General features: G+C 42.6%; 20 protein-coding genes. 17 read left to right on the forward strand and 3 right to left on the reverse strand.

Annotated elements, in window-relative coordinates; translation table 11 throughout:
* The first annotated feature begins 4 nt into the window (after positions 1 to 4).
* The 13 genes from C2M32_RS02170 (at position 5) to C2M32_RS02230 (ending at position 12,356) form a co-directional block, all read left to right on the forward strand.
* Complete coding sequence (locus C2M32_RS02170; protein WP_105166882.1) at positions 5 to 724, forward strand: SURF1 family protein; 720 nt, start codon at positions 5 to 7, stop codon at positions 722 to 724.
* Positions 721 to 1,221 (forward strand): transmembrane cytochrome oxidase associated protein, encoded by a 501-nt coding sequence (locus C2M32_RS02175; RefSeq protein WP_105166883.1) that lies wholly within the window; start codon positions 721 to 723, stop codon positions 1,219 to 1,221. Before C2M32_RS02170 ends, C2M32_RS02175 begins: the two co-directional genes overlap by 4 nt.
* 9 nt (positions 1,222 to 1,230) lie before the next feature.
* Entirely contained in the window at positions 1,231 to 2,244 is a 1,014-nt protein-coding gene (locus C2M32_RS02180; protein WP_105166884.1) for a COX15/CtaA family protein, read from the forward strand.
* Positions 2,241 to 3,143, forward strand: coding sequence for a heme o synthase (cyoE, locus tag C2M32_RS02185; RefSeq protein ID WP_105166885.1), 903 nt, complete (start codon positions 2,241 to 2,243; stop codon positions 3,141 to 3,143). Before C2M32_RS02180 ends, cyoE begins: the two co-directional genes overlap by 4 nt.
* Complete coding sequence (locus C2M32_RS02190; RefSeq protein ID WP_105166886.1) at positions 3,143 to 3,745, forward strand: SCO family protein; 603 nt, start codon at positions 3,143 to 3,145, stop codon at positions 3,743 to 3,745. Before cyoE ends, C2M32_RS02190 begins: the two co-directional genes overlap by 1 nt.
* A 139-nt stretch (positions 3,746 to 3,884) precedes the next feature.
* Positions 3,885 to 4,157, forward strand: a complete 273-nt coding sequence (locus tag C2M32_RS02195) for an STAS domain-containing protein (RefSeq protein WP_105166887.1) — start codon at positions 3,885 to 3,887, stop codon at positions 4,155 to 4,157.
* A gap of 9 nt (positions 4,158 to 4,166) precedes the next feature.
* Positions 4,167 to 4,529, forward strand: coding sequence for a response regulator (locus C2M32_RS02200; protein WP_105166888.1), 363 nt, complete (start codon positions 4,167 to 4,169; stop codon positions 4,527 to 4,529).
* 17 nt (positions 4,530 to 4,546) lie between these two features.
* On the forward strand, positions 4,547 to 6,628 hold the full coding sequence (locus tag C2M32_RS02205) for a chemotaxis protein CheA (protein WP_105166889.1): 2,082 nt from the start codon (positions 4,547 to 4,549) through the stop codon (positions 6,626 to 6,628).
* Entirely contained in the window at positions 6,628 to 7,134 is a 507-nt protein-coding gene (locus C2M32_RS02210) for a chemotaxis protein CheW (RefSeq protein ID WP_105166890.1), read from the forward strand. Before C2M32_RS02205 ends, C2M32_RS02210 begins: the two co-directional genes overlap by 1 nt.
* Before the next feature lie 22 nt (positions 7,135 to 7,156).
* The gene (locus C2M32_RS02215; protein ID WP_105166891.1) at positions 7,157 to 9,814 is read left to right on the forward strand and encodes a methyl-accepting chemotaxis protein; all 2,658 of its coding nucleotides are present in this window, start codon (positions 7,157 to 7,159) and stop codon (positions 9,812 to 9,814) included.
* A 67-nt stretch (positions 9,815 to 9,881) separates the two neighbouring features.
* Positions 9,882 to 10,703 carry a CheR family methyltransferase gene (locus C2M32_RS02220; protein ID WP_105166892.1) on the forward strand — a complete coding sequence of 274 codons (822 nt, stop codon included), beginning with the start codon at positions 9,882 to 9,884 and terminating at the stop codon, positions 10,701 to 10,703.
* A complete protein-coding gene (gene cheD / locus C2M32_RS02225) occupies positions 10,696 to 11,313 on the forward strand; it encodes a chemoreceptor glutamine deamidase CheD (protein ID WP_105166893.1) in 618 nt (205 codons plus the stop codon). The genes C2M32_RS02220 and cheD overlap by 8 nt, the downstream gene beginning before the upstream one ends.
* A gap of 8 nt (positions 11,314 to 11,321) precedes the next feature.
* A complete protein-coding gene (locus tag C2M32_RS02230) occupies positions 11,322 to 12,356 on the forward strand; it encodes a protein-glutamate methylesterase/protein-glutamine glutaminase (protein ID WP_105166894.1) in 1,035 nt (344 codons plus the stop codon).
* A gap of 4 nt (positions 12,357 to 12,360) precedes the next feature.
* On the opposite strand, the gene C2M32_RS02235 is transcribed toward C2M32_RS02230, so the two are convergent.
* Positions 12,361 to 13,386 (reverse strand): polysaccharide deacetylase family protein, encoded by a 1,026-nt coding sequence (locus C2M32_RS02235; RefSeq protein ID WP_105166895.1) that lies wholly within the window; start codon positions 13,384 to 13,386, stop codon positions 12,361 to 12,363.
* Here C2M32_RS02235 and C2M32_RS02240 point away from each other — a divergent pair.
* A complete protein-coding gene (locus C2M32_RS02240) occupies positions 13,366 to 14,697 on the forward strand; it encodes an MATE family efflux transporter (protein WP_199886095.1) in 1,332 nt (443 codons plus the stop codon). The genes C2M32_RS02235 and C2M32_RS02240 overlap by 21 nt on opposite strands.
* A 225-nt stretch (positions 14,698 to 14,922) precedes the next feature.
* On the opposite strand, the gene nfuA is transcribed toward C2M32_RS02240, so the two are convergent.
* Complete coding sequence (gene nfuA, locus C2M32_RS02250; protein ID WP_105166897.1) at positions 14,923 to 15,498, reverse strand: Fe-S biogenesis protein NfuA; 576 nt, start codon at positions 15,496 to 15,498, stop codon at positions 14,923 to 14,925.
* Between the two features lie 149 nt (positions 15,499 to 15,647).
* On the opposite strand from nfuA, the gene C2M32_RS02255 reads away from it, so the two are divergent.
* A complete protein-coding gene (locus C2M32_RS02255; RefSeq protein WP_105166898.1) occupies positions 15,648 to 18,188 on the forward strand; it encodes a M14 metallopeptidase family protein in 2,541 nt (846 codons plus the stop codon).
* Here the strand turns inward: C2M32_RS02255 and C2M32_RS02260 are convergent.
* Entirely contained in the window at positions 18,165 to 18,713 is a 549-nt protein-coding gene (locus tag C2M32_RS02260; RefSeq protein ID WP_158678079.1) for a ComF family protein, read from the reverse strand. The genes C2M32_RS02255 and C2M32_RS02260 overlap by 24 nt on opposite strands.
* Positions 18,714 to 18,911: 198 nt before the next feature.
* On the opposite strand from C2M32_RS02260, the gene bioH reads away from it, so the two are divergent.
* Positions 18,912 to 19,649, forward strand: a complete 738-nt coding sequence (gene bioH / locus C2M32_RS02265; RefSeq protein WP_105166900.1) for a pimeloyl-ACP methyl ester esterase BioH — start codon at positions 18,912 to 18,914, stop codon at positions 19,647 to 19,649.
* A 101-nt stretch (positions 19,650 to 19,750) separates the two neighbouring features.
* Positions 19,751 to 20,059: a hypothetical protein gene (locus C2M32_RS02270; RefSeq protein WP_105166901.1), complete on the forward strand. Its 309-nt coding sequence runs from the start codon at positions 19,751 to 19,753 to the stop codon at positions 20,057 to 20,059.
* Positions 20,060 to 20,071 lie beyond the last annotated feature (12 nt).

Genomic DNA, 20,071 nt, shown 5'->3' on the forward strand with positions numbered 1-20,071 from the left:
CCTTATGCAAAAAAAAGTTAAGCTCAAGTCTAGTTCAGTTATTACGTTGGTGATAGTCATTATCGTAATATGTACTTGTTTAGCTCTGGCGGCATGGCAGTGGCAAAGAGCGAAAGATAAGGCGCACTTGCTTGCACAACAGGATAAGCAATTGAACTTAACTGCGGAGCAGATTTTAGCGTTACCAGCGCAGCAAAATAATGGTCTTTTCACCACCATTAAAGGTCGATTTTTACCATCCTTTGTTTGGTTTTTAGATAACCAAACTTTAAACGGTCAAGTGGGGTTTGATGTACTCGCGTTGTTTGCTTTAAGTGGTTACACCCAGAAAAAAGTACTCGTCAATCTAGGTTTCATTCGGCCTCTTCGTGAACGTCAGATCCCAAGTATTACGCTGCCGGAGCAATCGCTCTCCTTACAGGTCGTCATTAAATCTGAGGATATTGCCGGTTTTACGCTTGCATCCGAACCGAGTATGGACGCTATTCAACCGCAACTCCTACAATATATAGATATAGACTTTCTTAGCGAGCGCTCTGACGAGCAGATATTCCCATTGGTGGCATATCAATACGGAAGCAACCCAATCCTTGCAAACCCTCATTACACACATGTGGTTATGCCCCCAGAAAAGCACAAAGCCTATGCACTGCAGTGGTTGTTAATCGCTTTGGCGGCGGCACTGGTGGCGTATTTCGCAATAAAAAAAGGAGAGCACGAATGATTTCAAAACCTTTAGGTGTATTTATTGGTTGCTGTGTCGTGCCTTTGGCACTTGCCTATACAGCGGTAAAGTTAGAGTGGATACCTGAGCACACAACCAATCATGGACAATTTTTACAATCCGAGGTGCGTGTCCCGAGCTGGCATGTGCAAAACAATGAATTATGGACCATTGCGATTAATGCGCCTGACTCGTGTCAAAGCGCATGTGAGGCACAATTGAGCGCTTTGCAAAATTTATATACAGCACTTGGTAAACACCAGAAACATGTCGGTCTGGCGGTGCTTAATCGCAGTCATGAAGTCACAGACCTTAGTCAATATCAAAGCTATCAGCTAGAAGAAGACTTGCCTGAGGCACATCTTTACTTGATAGACCATCGTGGGCTTGTGGTATTGCAGTATCAGTATTACCAAGATGAAGAAAAGAATCGACTTGAGCAAAAAGGTTTACTTAAAGATTTAAAAAAACTATTGAAATATGCGCGTAGTAGCTAAGGAGTCTACATGAATAAGGGATATAAGTTACTTATTTTGGCAGCGTGTACGCTTGCTTTGTTGGTGGTTTCACTGGGCGCATACACGCGCCTTAGTAATGCAGGATTAGGGTGCCCAGATTGGCCAGGTTGCTACGGATTTTTAACGGTGCCGAACGAGTCTCACGAGTTATCTGTCGTGGAACAGAACTTTCCAAATGCTCAGGTTGAGCCCAAAAAAGCTTGGATCGAAATGATACACCGCTATTTTGCATCATTGTTGGGGTTATTAATTGTGGTTTTGTGCGCTATTGCTTTTAGGCAACGCAGGAACAAAAGCACTCAACAAGCCGTGGTACCTTTTAAGCACTCGTTGTTATTGATGGTGATGGTGTTATTTCAGGGGATGCTGGGTATGTGGACGGTCACAATGAATCTTCAGCCATTTGTGGTGATGGGGCATTTATTAGGTGGTTTTACCATTTTAGCTCTGCTGGTACTAATGTATTTACGCGTTCACCAATCTTCTAATATCGCCGTAGCCTCCAATGCTGGACATTTCTTGTGGGCGATAGCAGCACTGGTTGTGTTAGTAATCCAAATTGCGCTAGGCGGATGGGTCGCTGCAAATTATGCAGCGCCTCATTGCACTGGATTGCCAGTGTGTAGCAACATAGAGCTTTTCTCAATCGAAAGCTTGTTTCACTTACCTGTAGGGCAAAGTAATTACGAGTTTGGCGTCTTACCATTTGAAACGAGACTCTCAATCCACTTTATTCATCGCCTTTGGGCCATGGTCACGGCTCTAACCATTGTTTGGGTTGGTTGGAAAATATATAGAGCTGAGACCAGCTCTAAGATAAAAAACGCGGTTGTTCTAGTGTGCTGTGTGCTGTTTGCTCAGCTTTTCTTAGGAGGATTGATAGTACATCTTCAGTTCCCACTACTACTCACTCTTTTTCATAATGTGATGGCTGCATTGCTATTACTAAGCATGGTTAGATTATGCTTTTTATTAGCTGCAAAACAAGGAGCTACAATATGACTGTTTTAGAATTATCTCAAAAGTGGCACTTGGCCTCTAAACTGACACTTGGCAATTATTTAGAGATTTGTAAGATCAAAGTTGTCCTTATGTTGGTACTGACTGCATGGATAGGCATTGCGTTAGCACCTGATATGCAGCGAGGTTGGGTTGCACAAATGATGAGTTTGCTGGGGATTGGATTGCTTTCGGCGTCAGCCGCCGCAGTGAATCACGTTGTAGACAGAGAAATAGATAAAAAAATGGCACGTACACGCCATCGACCCGTTGCGACTTCACAGCTTAGCATTAAAGCTGCATTGATATTTGCTTTTGTTATCGCGGTGGTTGGCTGTGTCCTGTTACTGGTTTGGAGTAATTTACTATGTACCTTATTAACGCTCGGAGCATTGGTTGGATATGCGGTAGTTTATACCCTATTTCTGAAACGAGCCACGCCACAAAATATTGTAATCGGAGGGTTAGCGGGGGCAATGCCTCCGTTGCTGGGCTGGGTCAGCGAAACAGGTTCTTTAAGCGCGCCACCGTGGTTGTTGGTAATGATAATCTTTACATGGACACCGCCCCATTTTTGGGCGCTTGCAATAGCCAGAAAAAATGACTATCAAAGAGCCAATATTCCGATGTTACCCGTTACCCATGGTGTTGCATTTACCAAGCTGTGTATTATCGCGTATAGCATTTTGCTGGCGATAGTCTGTATGTTGCCTTATTTAATCGGCATGTCGGGGTGGATTTACTTGTTATCAGCGGTGCTACTCAATGCGATATTTATTGGTAAAAGTATCAACTTGTATTTGCACCAGTGTGAGCAGCGAGCTATGGCACTTTTTCGTTTTTCGATCAGTTATTTACTGATACTATTTGTCGCATTATTTATCGATAGGTGGTGGATGTAATGAGGGTTTGGTGGGTTGCTCTATTCGTGTTATTGGTCTCATGCTCAGAGCCCGAAGAAGTGTCTGAGCATACCATCCATTATCAACAAGCGAAGACATTGTCTAACTTTGAGCTATATGATCAAAACAATAACCTCGTCACTGAGCAAGCTTTATTGGGGCAATGGACCTTCGTTTTTTTAGGGTATACCAACTGTCCTGATATTTGCCCTATGACTTTGGCAAAGCTCACAAGCGTCCATAAACAGCTTAAAGATACGTATCCTGTCAATATTTGGTTTGTATCAGTCGATCCTAAAAGAGATGATGTCCAAAAACGCAAAGCTTATATCGACTACTTTAATGGCGACTTTAAAGCTTTAAGTAATGAACATGCTCAATTGTTTCCATTAGTGAGAAACATGGGATTAATCTATGCCATCAATAACAGTGATCGTAATGACTATTATGTAGACCATAGTGCATCTGTTGCATTGATGAATCCAAATGGAGCATTAACCGCTATCTTTAAAGCACAGTTTCTCCCAAGTGAAGTACCTTTGATAAATAGCGACTTGATCGTTGAGGATTTCAAAATAGTTGCTTCGCAATATACAGAGTAATAGATGGTGGCGTATTGCCACCAAATACTTTTCCTAACACCTTCATTAATTTGTCTTTCTTGTCATAAGTTTTATGGCTTTTTCGTGATCAGCGTCTAAGCTAAATTTATGAGTATATAAATCAGAACTGTGCCCAAAAATGTTAAAACTTCCTTCAGAATTAGCTGTTAGCAAGGTAGAGGAGCTGCATCAGCAACTACTTCAGGAGTTAGAGACTGAGCAGGATGTTTGTATCGATGTATCTGAAGTAAGTCGTATTGATACAGCGTCAATCCAGTTGCTATGTGCATTGCAAAAGCACCTTTTTACAGTCAGCCACAAGATTCTTTGGCATGGGCAAAGTCAAGCATTTTCCCATGCTGTGGCAGAGCTGGGTTTAACAGAGTTTTTAGCGCTAGATGGTTCAAATTAAGGGGTTGGTATGAAGAAAATTTTGGCAGTAGATGATTCAGCATCAATGAGACAAATGGTTGGCTTTACGCTAAAAAAAGCAGGGTTTGATGTAACGGAAGCACGCGACGGTAGTGAAGCGCTCAACATCGCAAAGCAACAAGGCTTTGACGCAGTGATCTCAGATGTGAACATGCCAGTCATGGATGGTATCACTCTGATTCGAGAGTTACGAAACTTACCTAACTATAAATTTACGCCTTTACTGATGCTCACTACCGAATCTGGTCTAGATAAAAAAACAGAGGGTAAAGCTGCAGGCGCCACAGGCTGGATAGTTAAGCCATTTAATCCCGAGCAGTTATTAGCGGTGTTAAAAAAAGTAATTCGCTAAACTGAGGAGCTGGGTTTATGAGTATCGATCTGAGCCAGTTTTTTGAGGTATTTTTTGAAGAAAGCTTTGAGGGTTTGGACGCGATGGAGTCTGAGCTTTTAAATTTAGAGCCAGGCACTGAAGATAAAGAGACAATAAATACTATTTTTAGGGCTGCCCATTCAATTAAAGGGGGGAGCGGCACCTTTGGGTTTACGTCAGTTTCTGATTTTACTCATGTACTTGAAACTCTTCTTGACCAAATCCGTGATGGTCAACGTGAACTGACAACAGAATACGTTAATCTATTACTTAAGTCTGTCGATTGCTTACGAACATTGCTCAGAGCGCTACAAGCTGAAGAAACCCCCGATCTGGAAGAAGCAAATGCTTTGCGGGGCAAATTTGAAGCTATTCTTGGTATGGAAAGCGCTTCAATACCAGAAGACTCCTCGGAGGTTACGGCAGACCTCGCACTAAATACCTATCAAATTGATTTTAAACCCAAACCACACCTTTTTAAAACGGGCAACGAGCCACTGTTTATGATTAGTGAGTTAGGTGAACTTGGTGATATTGAAACAAAAGCATTTTATGACGCCGTTCCAGATATTCAACAATTGCACCCTGACGAGTGCTTTCTAAGTTGGCGCTTTTTCTTAACAACTGATAAAGAGCAAAGAGCCATTGAAGAGATATTCGAATGGGTTGAGGATGATGCCGAGATCACAATAGGAATGTGTGGTGGGATTTTTGAAGGTGCAGGCTCAGATATCTCAGAAAAACGTGAACAGCAGTCAGAACAGAAACCAGTGGTGCAAACGCCAACAGCACCGGCGGCTACCAATAAAGAACTTGTAAAAAAAGCAGAAAGCAAAAAGAGTGCAGACTCCACTACCTCTAATTCGATCCGTGTTGGAATAGACAAAGTTGACTCGCTGATAAACATGGTTGGGGAGTTAGTAATTACACAGGCGATGTTGAGTCAGATAGGTGAGCAGGAAATAACTGAATCAACCATAACCGCTTTGCAAGAAGGGCTTGCGCAGTTAGCACATAATACCCGCGACTTACAAGAAAATGTAATGCGGATTCGAATGCTACCTATTAGTTTTGTATTCAGCCGTTTTCCTCGTCTCGTGAGAGATATTTCACAAAAACTCAATAAGCAGGTGGAGTTGAAGTTACTCGGTGAGCAAACTGAGTTAGACAAAACCGTCATGGAAAAAATATCGGATCCCATGGTCCATTTAGTTCGCAATTCCTTAGACCATGGTTTGGAAATACCTGAACAGCGAATTGCTGCGGGTAAAGACCCTGTAGGAACGGTAACACTTAATGCGTTCCATCAGGGGGGAAATATTGTGATTGAGATTATGGATGATGGTCAAGGCCTAAATACGGAGAAGATCCGCCAGAAGGCGATTGACAATGGGCTGATACAAGCACATGAAGAACTTAGCAGTGATGAAGTAAATGAGCTCATATTCATGCCAGGGTTTTCAACGGCAGACGAGGTCAGTGATATTTCAGGACGTGGTGTGGGCATGGATGTTGTAAGGCGAAATATTCAAGCTTTAAACGGCTCAGTTGAAGTATCGTCAGCCCGTGGTCTCGGCTCTACCTTTACAATTCGTTTACCGCTGACCCTCGCTATTCTGGATGGTCAACTAGTGCAAGTGGCACAGCATACTTACATCATTCCATTAATATCTATTGTTGAATCGCTGCAAATAGATATCAGTAAAGTGAGTCGAGTAGGAAAAGACCTCGATGTGCTCAGGCTGCGAGATGAGTATATCCCCATTCTGCGTTTATATGACATTTTTAATCATCAGGGAGCGATAGAGGAACTCGACAAAACACTGCTGGTGGTGGTTGAAAGTGATAACCACAAAGTGGGTTTGTTGGTAGACGATTTGCTAGCACAGCAACAGGTTGTGATTAAAAGTCTAGAGGCCAATTATCAAAAAGTTGATGGCATTTCGGGTGCCACAATATTGGGTGATGGTCGAGTTTCACTAATAGTTGATATATCAGGCTTAATAAAGCTAAGTGGATTAAAGCGTCCTGGGTCACAAGAGTTGCTAGTGGAACAACACAGTAATGAGGTGGCTTAATGAGTGAACAAAAGGATTTAAATCATCAGCTGAATTTGCGAAAGCAGCAAGATGAGAATCAATATTTAACATTCATGATGGCGGGCGAAGAGTACGGCCTAGATATTTTAGCCGTGCAGGAAATAAGAGGTTGGGAAGATGTAACAGCCATCCCAAACTCCCCCAGTTTTGTTAAAGGGGCGATAAATTTACGCGGTACGATCGTGCCAATCATAGATTTAAGGTTGAGGTTTGGAATACAGAGCATTAGCTATGGTCCACTGACCGTTGTGATTGTTGTGTCTGTGCAAATAAGAGAGCAACAAAAGGTTATGGGATTGGTAGTTGATGCTGTATCTGATGTGTATAGCATTTCGCAAGAGAAAGCAAAAGATGTGCCTGATTTTCAAGACTCAGATAACGGGCAATATGTACATGGACTCGTTAATGTGGGTGAAAAAATGGTTGTGTTGCTGAACTTAGCAAAAGTACTAGACCTAAACTCAAAACAAGTCGCGCAAAGTTAGGAATAACGGAAAAGGTGAAAGCATGCAAAGTGATATCAATAATAAGTTGTTAATTGTTGGGGTAGTGCTGGTGGCCGTCATCATCGGCGCTTTTCAATTTTTAGGCGTAGCGATTAATGCTGAAAACGGCTTAATTATCAGTTTTCCAGTTGTTGCTGTGTTAGTCGCCATACTGTACTTAAAGCGAGTGCTCGATACCGCAACAAATAAGCTAGCATGCTTGAATGCTGCATTACCTTATTTGCAACTTACTGAGCCAGATATGGTTTCGAGGTTAGATTTAGGTGCTTTACCTGAGCTTGCTAGAGTTAATGTTGTAGAAAGCAGCCATGAGGATAAAAATCATATTGAAAGCTTGCTGAATGCACTTCAGACCTGCCAAGCAAATATTATGATTGCAGATACAAATCTAAATATTACCTATTTGAATGAATCTGTTAAAAAGATGCTCAAGGCGAATGAGAGCAAGTTACAAGAGAGTTTGCCTCAATTCAATGTCGATAGTTTGGTTGGTACCAATATTGATGAATTTCACCATAACCCTGCTCACCAAAGGAGTATTTTGGCGACGCTTAACCGAGTGTATACCACACAAATAAATGTTGCCGGTTTGACATTCGACTTAATCGCAACTCCCGTATTTAATTCAGAAAGTGAGCGTATAGCTACTTTGGTAGAGTGGAAAGATGTTACTGAAAAATTGGCATTTGAGCAGAAACAGGCAGCACTTGCTGCACACAATGCAAGGATCACCAGTGCACTGGATGTATGTCAGGCGAATGTAATGCTCGCTGATGGGGACTGCAATATCGTTTATGCCAACCACTCAGTTCTAAAAATGCTAAGCGACAATCAAGCTCAGCTCCGTCAGGCGTTACCTAACTTTGATGCTAAAAAGCTTATTGGTGAATGTATAGATGTGTTTCATGCCAATCCAAGTCACCAACGGAAAATGCTCGATGGTTTAACCGATACGTACAAAACAGATATAGAGGTAGCAGGGTTTACGTTTGGGCTCATTGCAACACCAGTGTTCGACGAGAGTAATAATCGTCTAGGTACAGTTGTTGAGTGGGAAGACAAAACACAAAGGCTTATCAGAGAGCAGCAAGAACGCGAAACCGCATATGAAAACACGCGAGTCAAACGAGCACTCGATAATGTTGCTACAAATACCATGATAGCAAATCATGACCATGACATCGTTTATATGAATAAAGCCGTATTAGAAATGATGCGCAATGCGGAGCGTGATATCCGCAAAGACTTACCACAATTTGATGCAAATAATCTAATTGGCGCAAACATAGATGTATTCCACAAAAACCCAGCACATCAAAGAGGCATGCTTGCCAAATTAACATCGGCTTACAGTACAGAAATTGTAGTCGGTGGTAGAACTTTTGGTTTAGTGGCAAACCCAATACTTAACTCTGAGGGTGAACGAATTGGGACGGTTGTTGAGTGGGATGATAGAACCAATGAAGTTGCGATTGAAAAAGAGGTGAATGATTTAGTTGCATCTGCGGGTGGCGGAAATCTTGGAGTCCGTCTTGATGAGCACGGGAAAGAAGGGTTCTATTTACGCTTAACTAAAGGCTTAAACCAGTTAGTTAGCATCGTAGATGATGCTGTATCTGACACCGCACAGATGCTTGATGCTTTAGCAAATGGTAACTTAACTCGTAGAATTACTGGTGAGTATCAAGGCGCATTTGAGAAATTAAAACGTGATGCCAACAGTACCGCAGACAAACTGACTGAGGTCATTAACAAGATAAGTGCTTCAGCAGCCCTTGTTGCTAGTGGCGCAGAGGAAATTTCACAAGGTAATGCTGATTTAAGTCAACGCACAGAAGAGCAGGCTTCGTCACTGGAAGAGACTGCTTCAAGTATGGAGCAAATGACAAGTACAGTGAAGCAAAATGCTGATAACGCAAAAGTAGCCAATGGACTTGCAGAAGAAACGTGTGATAAAGCGATTCAAGGTGGTGAAGTTGTAAGCCGAGCGGTTGAAAGTATGTCGGCCATTAATGAGTCAAGTAAGAAAATCGCGGATATTATCGGCGTGATTGATGAAATCGCTTTCCAAACTAACCTGCTTGCTCTGAATGCTGCGGTGGAAGCTGCGCGAGCTGGAGAACAAGGCAGAGGCTTTGCAGTCGTTGCGGGTGAAGTTCGTAATTTGGCACAGCGCTCCGCTGGTGCAGCAAAAGAAATTAAAGATTTGATCCGAGACAGTGTTGGCAAAGTTGAAGATGGTACATTATTGGTGAACGAATCCGGTGCAACCTTGAAAGATATTGTTGCTTCTGTGAAACGTGTTACTGAAATGATTTCTGATATTGCTGAAGCATCTGTTGAGCAAAGTTCAGGTATTGAACAAGTGAATAAAGCTGTTGCACAAATGGATGAGATGACACAACAGAACGCTGCATTGGTAGAGGAAGCATCCGCTGCTGGAGAGTCAATGGCAGAGCAAGCGAATGATATGCGTAAACTATTACACTTTTTTGCGATAGATAATGCTGAACATGCTTTGTTACCACCGCAATCTTCGGCAGCACCGGCAATCGGTGCTACACCAAAGGCTAAAAATAGTGACAGTAAGCTGGAACTAAAGTCGATGCCAGCTGGTAATAAGTTCTCTGATAGTTCTGAGGAATGGGAGGAATTCTAGTCCGATGTCAAAGAGAGGGTCTGTAATTTACCGGCCCTCATCAGGAGAACTTGTGTGAGGTGGAAACATGCGAGAGTTTACCTTTACGGATGATGATTTTGATGGACTGTCGAAACGTGTGTATAAAGCATGTGGCATTGTTCTTGGGCCACATAAAAAGGAGATGGTTTATTCGCGAATAGCGCGTCGTATTAGAGCTAATAACCTTTCTTCATTTAAGCAATACATTGAACTGGTGGATAGCCATGAGGCTGACGAATTCAGTCATTTTATCAATGCGATTACGACTAACCTGACTTCTTTTTTTCGAGAAAAACATCATTTTGACTATTTGTCGAATGTGGTAATTCCGCTGATTTTAGAGCGTAATAGTACATCAAAGAGGGTCAGAATTTGGTCGGCTGGCTGCTCGACGGGGGAGGAGCCATACAGTATCGCAATGACGATTCTTGGGCGATTTCCCTCAGGTTGGGATGTTAAAATATTGGCAACTGATTTGGACTCTAATGTGCTGCTAAAGGCGCAAACTGGTGTTTACAGTGCTAGAAGCATTACAGGACTCGAAGGTGCAGAGTTAAAAAAATGGTTTTTAAAAAGCCCTGACGGAGAGTCATATAAAGTCAAACCGGCTCTTCAGGCGCTCATTTCTTTTAAGCGACTTAATTTGCTCGAAGATTGGCCAATGAAAGGGCCTTTTGATCTCATTTTTTGTAGAAATGTACTGATTTACTTTGATAAAGAAACAAAAGATCAGCTATTTGCAGGTTATCATAAGTTACTAGCTCCTAAGGGACACTTGTTCATTGGCCATTCTGAAACGATGGGAAAAGAACACATTGAGTTTATCAACTTAGGCAAGACTATGTATCAAAAGGCGAGTCATGAATAGTCATATGGGACCAGTATTAACAGGCTTTGAGCATGTGAAACGTTTTTGGGACTCAGGGCGCTCAGCGGTGATTGCTAAAGTCTTACCCGGAGAGTTTTATGTCTCAAAAAGCGATGAGTATATTTCCACTGTATTGGGCTCGTGTATCGCCGCTTGTATTTATGATGACGTGCGTGGCATAGGAGGTATGAACCATTTTATGTTGCCCGGTGCGAAAAATATCAAAGATATTCATGCAGATGATTTAAACTGTCGCTATGGTAACTGGGCAATGGAATTTCTAATCAATGAAGTGATTAAAAATGGCGCTTCTCGTAGTAACTTGAAAGTTAAGTTGTTCGGCGGTGGCAAGATCATTCGAGCTATGACAGATATTGGAATTGGCAATATTCGTTTTGCAAACGCTTATGTACAAGAAGAAGGATTGCAACTTGTTTCTCATGATGTTGGTGGACCTTGGCCTAGAAAGGTAATGTTTCACCCGCAAACAGGTCAAGCGCAAGTCAAAAAACTCAGGGAAATGCATAATGATACGATTGAAAAACGCGAGGTGCGTTATCTTCATGACATTGAGTCTCAAGATGCCAATACTGATATTGAGCTGTTTTAGGGGTAAGTATGATCACAGTATTGATTGTTGATGATTCACCACTGATCCGTGGCTTGCTAACAGAGATCCTCAATCAAGCACCCGATATAAAAGTGGTCGGCGCTGCAGCAGACCCATATCAAGCAAGAGAGATGATTAAATCGTTACACCCAGACGTGTTAACGTTGGATATTGAAATGCCTCGCATGGATGGTATTAGTTTCTTGCGTAACTTAATGCGCCTTAGGCCTATGCCAGTAGTGATGATTTCTACCCTGACACAACAAGGTTCACCTGCAACGTTAGAAGCTCTAGAAATTGGAGCAGTTGATTTTATTGCCAAACCGGCTGCGAATGTTGTGTCTCAGCTCAAGAGTTATACACAAGCTGTACATGAAAAAATCAGGATTGCGGCACATGCTCGTGTACGTTCATACAAGGTGCAAGCAAGCCATACTGATTCGCCGAAAAGTCACAATATGCGTATGCAATTTAGAAGTGATGCTATCTTGGCGATAGGCGCTTCAACGGGTGGTACTGAAGCTATCAAGGAAGTCCTTGTGCGATTACCTGTTAATTCACCTCCAGTGGTAGTAACACAGCACATTCCGCCTATTTTTAGCACTTCCTTCGCGTTGAGAATGGATCGCTGCTGTTCAGTCAAGGTGAAAGAAGCAGAAACGGGCGATCAGCTGATGGCTGGGCATGTTTTCATTGCTCCAGGGGATAAGCACCTAAAAGTGGTGAAAAAATCGGGAAAACTATTATGTGAGCTTGAAGACACCGAGCCGGTCAATCGACACAAGCCAGCGGTCGATGTGTTATTTGATTCGCTTGTTCCGTTAGGTAAATCTGTATACGCAGCGCTTCTGACGGGAATGGGGAGTGACGGTGCAAAAGGTATGTTACGGTTGTCTCAGGCTGGGGCATTTACCGTTGCTCAAGATGAAGCGACATCGGTCGTTTGGGGAATGCCAAAAGCCGCTGTAGAGTTGAATGCTGTTAAATCTATTGTTCCTCTTCATGAGATAACGCATGCCCTATTGAATGCCTGTAAAAAGTAGTATTTCAGAGAATCACCCAAGGTTGGGAGAACCAAAAGAATTGTCCTGGTTGTCCCTTTACCGGTGCAGTACAATTATATCGTGAGCGTCCTTTGGGTAGGTTTTTCACCGCTTCAACACGTACTTGTTTGTCGTTTAACCACTCGATATTTCCTTTTCCTTGCCCCGATACATAACAGGTGAACTGCTCGGGATTAAAGTTTATTTTTTTAAAATCAATGCGTAATGAAGGGCGTTGCATATCAGTTACAGAGTCGTCATAGCTTAGCTCTGCTATGGAAAACGGTACTGAGTTTAATTTTACCTTAAGCGTATCTAGCTCACTGTATACTCCCGATGCGGGAAAACGAGGGATCCGTGTGAAGTCTGAGTCTATGCCTACTGCGCCAGAGTGCTGGCCTATACCAGTAAAACCGAGAGATTTAACCAGTGCCCTTAATTCGTTATTAAACTCACCATATGGATATGCCAGCAGCTTAGCATGATGGCCTACTTCATCTTTTATTCGTTGCTCTGACCAAGTTATATCCTGACTAACTCGTGTTCTCCATTGCGGTAGGCTTTCATCTGGTAGTCTCTTATGCAGATAGTCATGTTTGGCACTATGATTGGCTATCAGTGCGCCTTTAGATGCTAATTGCTTCAATTGCGGCCACGTCATGACATAGTTTTGTTGCTCGTCAATCAATTTCGGGTTTACGAAAATGGTGTAAGGGTAGTTAAACTCTTGCAAAATTGGCGCAGCCTGTTCGATGTTATTGTCATATCCATCATCAAAGGTGATAGCAACTGTTTTTGCTGGTAATGTATCGCCTTTACGCAGTGACTTAAGTAGCTCGTCCAGTGGTACTACCTTGAACTGAGAGTCTCTTAGGTAGCTTAAGTGTGCTCTAAACTGCTCGGCACTTAAAGAGGTGACAGCAGGCAGCTTTTCGCTCACATGGTGATACTGTAAGATCACCGCCGCTGAAGCACATTTCATACTTATCAACAGCAACGCGGACAATAAATGAAGAATTTTTTTAGCCATTATAAATCTTACCACCTGAGTTTGTTGTTTTTGGCTGGGCCGATGATCTTATCAAACATCTCTGTTCCCCTGCTAGGTTTGGTTGATACCGCAGTTATTGGTCACTTGTCATCGGCACATTATCTAGCTGGAATTGCTCTAGGGGCAAGCAGCATCGCTGTATTGTTCTGGCTTGCCAGCTTTCTTAGAATGAGCACCACTGGAGTGATAGCACAGGCTCTGGGTTCTAAAGATACTAACAGGCTAAGAATGTTGTTTCAAAGTAGTGTGATCTTGGCGATGGGTTTTGCGTTCACGTTGATTTTGCTGCAACCATTATTGATGACAACGATAGCCAAATTGTCCGGTGCATCTGAACAGGTTGTTAACCAAGCGCAGTTGTACTTTTCAATAAGAATCTATAGCGCGCCAGCAGCATTGTGTAATTTGGTATTATTGGGCTTTATGTTAGGAATGCATTATGGGAAAGGCCCATTTTATCTGGTGTTGTTCACCAATATAGTTAATATCGCTCTTGATATCTTGTTTGTTGTTGTATTTGAATGGGGTGTCGCGGGAGCTGCCTGGGCTTCATTGATTGCTGATTACAGTGCTTTGGGGTTGGCGCTATTTTTGGTGAAAAAGCTATTCGTCAAACACCACATAGGCTGGCTTTGGAAACTGCCAACCGTGGCAGAAACGAGTCAGTTATTAAGTTTAAATAGAGACATTTTTATACGTTCTCTGTTATTACAACTGTGTTTTAGCTTTATGACTTTCTATGGTGCGCGTCTAGGGGAAACGACCCTAGCAGCCAATGCTGTATTGTTAAACTTCTTAATGCTTGTCAGCTTTGCGCTTGACGGCATTGCATACGCTGCTGAAGCCAAAGTCGGACACGCAAAGGGAGAGCAAGATGTTACAAGCTTGCGACTTTGGGTGCAGATCAGTGTGTTTTGGGGAGGTATATTCGCGTTATTATATGCGGTGTTCTTTGCAACATTTGGCATGCGACTTATTCGCTTGCTTACAGATATCCCAGAAGTTATAGCCCATGCGCAGTTGTATTTGCCTTGGCTGACGTTGTTGCCAATCCTTGCGATGGGGTGCTTTATCTTTGATGGTGTGTTTGTCGGTTTAACAAGGGCCAAGACCATGAGAAATAGTATGCTACTTTCGGCTGCTTTGGGCTTTTTTCTACCGTTTGTGCTGACGATGTCTTGGCAAAATCATGGTTTATGGTTCGCTATGAGTTGTTTTATGACATTACGGGGAGTTACTTTGGCCTATCGTTATCATCAACTTCATCGTCAGGGTACATTGTTACAATAACCTGAGCGAAACGATTAGCGAAAATCCCTAGATAACCCCAGAGCGCAAAAAAAAGTGCGGGGAGTAGAATTATCAGTCCGACAAGTTGCACAACGGGCTGGAAATAGTAGCCATAGGCAATGGCTGCGACTGCGCAGCCAAACAACACGATGCCTATTAAAAAGCGCTTAAGACTAACTTTTGGTTGTTGTCCTAAACGATAGATGGTCTGCTTAAGCATAGAGTTTAATAATATGAGTGCTCGCCAGATTGATGCTCTGTGATATCTCTCACACCAGTGATCTCTTCAAACTTGGCGATCATTTCTTTTTCAATACCTTCTTTAAGCGTTACATCAATCATAGAGCACCCGTTACACCCACCACCAAACTGGACGACTGCAACACCATCGGCAGTGATCTCTACCAAACTCACTTGACCACCATGATTTGCTAGTTGAGGGTTTACTTCGGTTGTGAGCATATGTTCGACTTGCTCATGCAACGACGCATTCTCACTTAACTTCTTCGCTTTAGCGTTTGGCGCTTTTAAGGTTAACTGTGTACCCATCTTGTCGGTGACGAAGTCAATTTCTGCGTCTTCCAAAAACGGCGCGCTTTCTTGATCTACTACGGCATCAAAGCCATTGAATGGTAGGCGAATATCAGTTTCTTCCACTGCATCTGCTGGGCAGTATGAAACACCACACTCCGCTTGAGATGTACCAGGGTTTACTACAAATACTCGAATATTAGTGCCTTCAGCTTGATCTGAAAGCAGTTTAGCAAAATGCGTTTGGGCTGATTCTGAAATTGTGATCATAACTCTGACTATACTTGACTAAATTACTCGGTTAATGCCTATGATACTCCCCTCGTCGTATTGTCGCCAGTATTGAGCGTAAAAATTTGGCAGGGCTTGATGACACCTGCTAGCGTGTGGCAATCCAACGAAGAAAAAGGTCTAATTTTATGCGCTATTTATTGGCTATGATAATACTGCTTGTGCAAAGTTTGTTTTTTGCAGCTGCAAAGCCACTCGATTATTACTTTTCTGATTCAATTACATTTAACCAAAATATTGCAAAGCCTAGTGATGTATTGGGCTATGAAGTAGGGCAGTGGCACGTACGTCACGATCAATTGGTGCAGTATTTAAAAGTACTTGCCCAGCAAAGCGAGCGCATTAATATTGAAACCATCGGCTATAGTCACGAGCAGCGTCCGCTCATATTGCTCACCATTTCTAACAAAAGCCAGTTAGACAATATAGAAAGCATACGCAAGCAACACTTGGCTCGATTAAATGACTCATCTAAGGATAGCAGTGGACCCGCTGTGTTATGGATGGGATACAGTGTCCATGGTAATGAACCTTCAGGCAGCAATGCTGCAATGTTAGTTGCGTACTATTTAGCAGCGGCTCAAGGAGCTGAAATAGACCACTTGCTTGATAATACTATTATTCTATTAGACCCATCTTTGAATCCGGACGGCCTTGCTCGCTTTGCACAATGGGCCAACAGCAACCGAGGTATGACTTTGTCTTCTGATCCCCAACATCGAGAGCATGTTGAGACGTGGCCTTCGGGGCGTACTAACCATTATTTATTTGATTTAAATCGCGATTGGTTATTGTTACAGCATCCAGAATCTAGAGCACGTATAGCAAAGTTTCATGATTGGAAACCAAACGTACTCACCGACTTCCATGAAATGGGCCCAAATAGCAGTTACTTTTTTCAACCAGGGATACCATCAAGAACTCACCCATTAACTCCTGATGAAAATGTAAAGCTCACCGACATGCTGGCAAACTTTCATGCTAAGGCGTTGGATGATGAAAAGCAGTTATATTTTACCCAAGAAAGTTTTGACGATTTCTATTATGGAAAAGGATCAACTTATCCGGATATTAACGGTTCCGTGGGGATCTTGTTCGAGCAGGCTAGCAGTCGCGGGCATGTGCAGGAGACCATCAATGGCACTTTGCATTTTGCGCAAACAATCAAGAACCAGCTCACAACAAGCTTGTCCACCTTTTCAGGTGTAGTAAAACATAAAGCGCAATTATTGAACTATCAGCAAAAATTTTATGGTGAAGCTAACAAGCTTGCTGCAAAAGAAGACTTTGCAGGTTATCTGGTAGCCGCAGATGGTGATCAGCAAAAGTTTTTTGCATTTCTGGAGTTGCTAAAACAACACCAGATAGATGCATATCCTTTAACAAGTGATTACAAGTCTTTTAAAGCAGGTGATGTATTCATCCCATTTGAGCAGCCACAGTACCGTTTGGTGAAAGCGGCGTTTTCAGAGCAGAAAAACTTTAAAGACAATACGTTCTATGATGTTTCAGGCTGGACCCTGCCCCATGCTTTTAACCTGCCATTTGAGTCAGTTAAGAGTACACGAGCGTTGAAGCTTGGCGCTGATGTATGGCGAGAGCCATCGGCAAGACAGCAAAGCGAATTAGCGAATGGCTATGCCTTTGCTTTTGCGTGGCAGCAGTTTAATGCACCGAAAATGCTCAACTTTCTATTGAAAAACGGTATTGAGGCGCGGGTTGCGCTGGAAGCGTTCAGTGCCAAAACTACGGTGGGTATACATAAATTCAAAGCGGGCAGTATCGTTATTCCAGCTGGATTACAACGTAACGAAAAGTGGTTAGAAATACTCAATCAGGCACAAAGTAAGTTTAATGTTGGTATCTCCTCAATTCAAAGTGGCTTGACGAGTGATGGAATAGACTTAGGCTCACGTTTTATGCGTCCAGTGAAGTCTCCAAAAGTGCTGCTAGTGGGCGGAGAAGGAGTGAGCCAGTATGAGTTGGGCGAAATGTGGTATCACTTAGACAGACACATTGAACTTGCGCCAAGCATAGTCGAGCAGACTCGCTTGTCTCAAGTTTCATTAGGTGAGTATAGCCATATCATTTTGGTAGATGGAAACTATTCAGAGCTGACCGAGCAGCTGAATAACAAGTTGAGGAGCTGGGTTAAAGAAGGTGGTGTGATTTGGGGGCATAAGCGTGGAGCGAAGTGGTTGGTGGATAATCAGCTACTCAAAGCACAAACAATTTCGCGCCAGGAGATGTCTGAACAGTTTGATACCAAGCAGTTGTCTTACAAAGATCGAGATCACCTATCTGCCAAACAACGTATTGCGGGTGCGATTTTTGCGACCAAAATGGATCTATCTCACCCTTTAAGCTTTGGCTTGCAAAGGGAGCTATTACCCGTTTTCAAAAATAGTACTTGGTTACTGAAGCCCACTGAACAGCCATTTCTGACTGTTGGGCGTTATCTCGACAAGCCACAACTTGCCGGTTATGCAGCACCCGAGAATGTTGTAAAAATCGCAAATAATGCGAGTGTCATTGCGCATCGGTTGGGACAAGGTTCAGTGATTGCTATGACAGACAACCCTGTATTTAGAGGTTATTGGTACGGGACCAGCAGAGTGGTCACTAATACATTGTTCTTTGGTAGGCTACTTACCGAGCAAGGGCGTTAAGGCCGTAGCAAATGCCCATACTTTCGCAGCACCGGCTTCTAAACAAGCCTGTGCTGCTTCATCCATAGTGCTTCCTGTTGTTATAACATCATCCACGATCACGACTTTTTTCCCTTGAAGATCTAGCTTTACACTGAACGCACCTTTGATATTACTGCGCCGTTGTTTTCGATTTAATATGCTTTGGGGCTTAGTCGATTTTATGCGGGTTAAAGCACTACTAATTGGTGAGATGCCTTGTAAGGCAGGCATCCAAGTTTGGGTAACTTGATTGAATCCACGCCAAAAATATCGCCTATTTGACAGTGGCATAATAAAGCACACATCAGGTAAGAAGTTGCCAGTTAGCCAAAATCGTTGCATCTGATAAGTGATCAGCTGTTGTAAAACTGCTTTGTGGTGTGACCTCTGGTGAAATTTATATTCACTAAGCCAGACCTTTAACGCTCCTTGATACCAACCACAGGCTACCAGCCCTTCGCAATGAGGTAAATTAACGAGTCTAGCAACATCCGGACGTAACAATAGGTTATGCTGGTCGAATATAAAAAATGGAAAATCGGCAAGACAAAATTCACATATTTTTGCCCTATTTGATGTGAAATTTTGACAGCATACGCACTGAGAGGGGAATAGCCAATCCATAACCATACTGAGTCCCTTCGTTACTTTATCTTGCTAAGGCGTTATCATATCTGGAAGTTTGGTTTAGGAAGTATAGAAATGCAAAATACCTTGGTATTTTTACATGGTTGGGGAATGAGCAAAGCTGTATGGCAGGTGTGTGCTGAGGAACTGAGTACTCACTATGACGGAGATATTCAATGTTTAAATCTACCTGGATTTGGCGGTGCAGACATCCCTGAGGGAGAATATACTCTAGCATCTGTTGCCAGTATCTTAGCGGAACAGATCAAACCAAACAGCGTTTTAGTAGCATGGTCCTTAGGTGGATTGGTTGCACTGTATTTGGCGCAACATTTTCCAGAAAAAGTATCCAAGTTAGTTATGCTGGCTTCTACTCCATATTTTGTAGAAAGCGTTAATTGGGCGGGTATCAAAGAACATGTGTTGGATGATTTTAAACTGCAACTTAGCCACGATAGTGCAAAAACAATAGAACGGTTTTTAGCTATTCAAGCAATGGGAAGTGAACATGCTAAGGAAGATATCAAACAACTCAGAGCATTACTTAAACAGCAGCCAAAGGCAAATGAGATGGCGTTGAGCGCTGGATTGGACTTGCTAAAAAGTCAGGATTTAAGACAAACATTTAGCCAGTTGCAGCAACCTATTTATGGTTTTTTTGGTCGTCTTGATGCATTGGTACCTAAAAGTGCATGTAACAAAATGGCGTTATTGAACCCTAACTTTGAGTATGAAATTGTAGCAAAAGCGTCTCATGCTCCTTTTATTTCACACCGAGCAGAATTTATATCTTACCTAAAATCAATACTTTAAAATTAGCGCTTTAGGATGGGAGAAGTTTTGCTTAATCATACTTTATTTTTACTGATTTTTGCGCAATAATTAACCATGTGTATTTGAATCGAGAGTTGTGTATGCCAATAGGTGATGTGTTAAACACAGGTTTGGAAGGTTTCAACCGAGCAAGTCAAGGTGTTGAACGAGCCACGGCTGAAATAAACCGTGCGACTGTCCAAACACAAACGGATGAGCAACAAGCGCAGCAGCGTCAATTACAGGCAGCGAGCAGTGATGAGGCGGTTACAGCGCCAGTTTCTCAGCCTGCAAAACTCAATGAAGCGTTGGTGAACCTAAAAGTGGAAGAGTTTAATGCGAAGGCAAACACGCAAACGATTCGTACAGCAGATGAAGTATTAGGTACTTTGGTAGATATTAAAGTTTAGTAGTCCTAGATA

This window comes from Pseudoalteromonas sp. T1lg23B, assembly GCF_002964665.1.
Taxonomy (GTDB): Bacteria; Pseudomonadota; Gammaproteobacteria; order Enterobacterales; family Alteromonadaceae; genus Pseudoalteromonas.

Bases quoted from the DNA above. Each gene is read 5' to 3' on its own strand.
- C2M32_RS02170 (WP_105166882.1), top strand. From the start codon at position 5: ATGCAAAAAAAAGTTAAGCTCAAGTCTAGTTCAGTTATTACGTTGGTG.
- C2M32_RS02175 (WP_105166883.1), top strand. From the start codon at position 721: ATGATTTCAAAACCTTTAGGTGTATTTATTGGTTGCTGTGTCGTGCCT.
- C2M32_RS02180 (WP_105166884.1), top strand. From the start codon at position 1,231: ATGAATAAGGGATATAAGTTACTTATTTTGGCAGCGTGTACGCTTGCT.
- cyoE (WP_105166885.1), top strand. From the start codon at position 2,241: ATGACTGTTTTAGAATTATCTCAAAAGTGGCACTTGGCCTCTAAACTG.
- C2M32_RS02190 (WP_105166886.1), top strand. From the start codon at position 3,143: ATGAGGGTTTGGTGGGTTGCTCTATTCGTGTTATTGGTCTCATGCTCA.
- C2M32_RS02195 (WP_105166887.1), top strand. From the start codon at position 3,885: ATGTTAAAACTTCCTTCAGAATTAGCTGTTAGCAAGGTAGAGGAGCTG.
- C2M32_RS02200 (WP_105166888.1), top strand. From the start codon at position 4,167: ATGAAGAAAATTTTGGCAGTAGATGATTCAGCATCAATGAGACAAATG.
- C2M32_RS02205 (WP_105166889.1), top strand. From the start codon at position 4,547: ATGAGTATCGATCTGAGCCAGTTTTTTGAGGTATTTTTTGAAGAAAGC.
- C2M32_RS02210 (WP_105166890.1), top strand. From the start codon at position 6,628: ATGAGTGAACAAAAGGATTTAAATCATCAGCTGAATTTGCGAAAGCAG.
- C2M32_RS02215 (WP_105166891.1), top strand. From the start codon at position 7,157: ATGCAAAGTGATATCAATAATAAGTTGTTAATTGTTGGGGTAGTGCTG.
- C2M32_RS02220 (WP_105166892.1), top strand. From the start codon at position 9,882: ATGCGAGAGTTTACCTTTACGGATGATGATTTTGATGGACTGTCGAAA.
- cheD (WP_105166893.1), top strand. From the start codon at position 10,696: ATGAATAGTCATATGGGACCAGTATTAACAGGCTTTGAGCATGTGAAA.
- C2M32_RS02230 (WP_105166894.1), top strand. From the start codon at position 11,322: ATGATCACAGTATTGATTGTTGATGATTCACCACTGATCCGTGGCTTG.
- C2M32_RS02240 (WP_199886095.1), top strand. From the start codon at position 13,366: ATGAAGAATTTTTTTAGCCATTATAAATCTTACCACCTGAGTTTGTTG.
- C2M32_RS02235 (WP_105166895.1), bottom strand. From the start codon at position 13,386: ATGGCTAAAAAAATTCTTCATTTATTGTCCGCGTTGCTGTTGATAAGT.
- nfuA (WP_105166897.1), bottom strand. From the start codon at position 15,498: ATGATCACAATTTCAGAATCAGCCCAAACGCATTTTGCTAAACTGCTT.
- C2M32_RS02255 (WP_105166898.1), top strand. From the start codon at position 15,648: ATGCGCTATTTATTGGCTATGATAATACTGCTTGTGCAAAGTTTGTTT.
- bioH (WP_105166900.1), top strand. From the start codon at position 18,912: ATGCAAAATACCTTGGTATTTTTACATGGTTGGGGAATGAGCAAAGCT.
- C2M32_RS02270 (WP_105166901.1), top strand. From the start codon at position 19,751: ATGCCAATAGGTGATGTGTTAAACACAGGTTTGGAAGGTTTCAACCGA.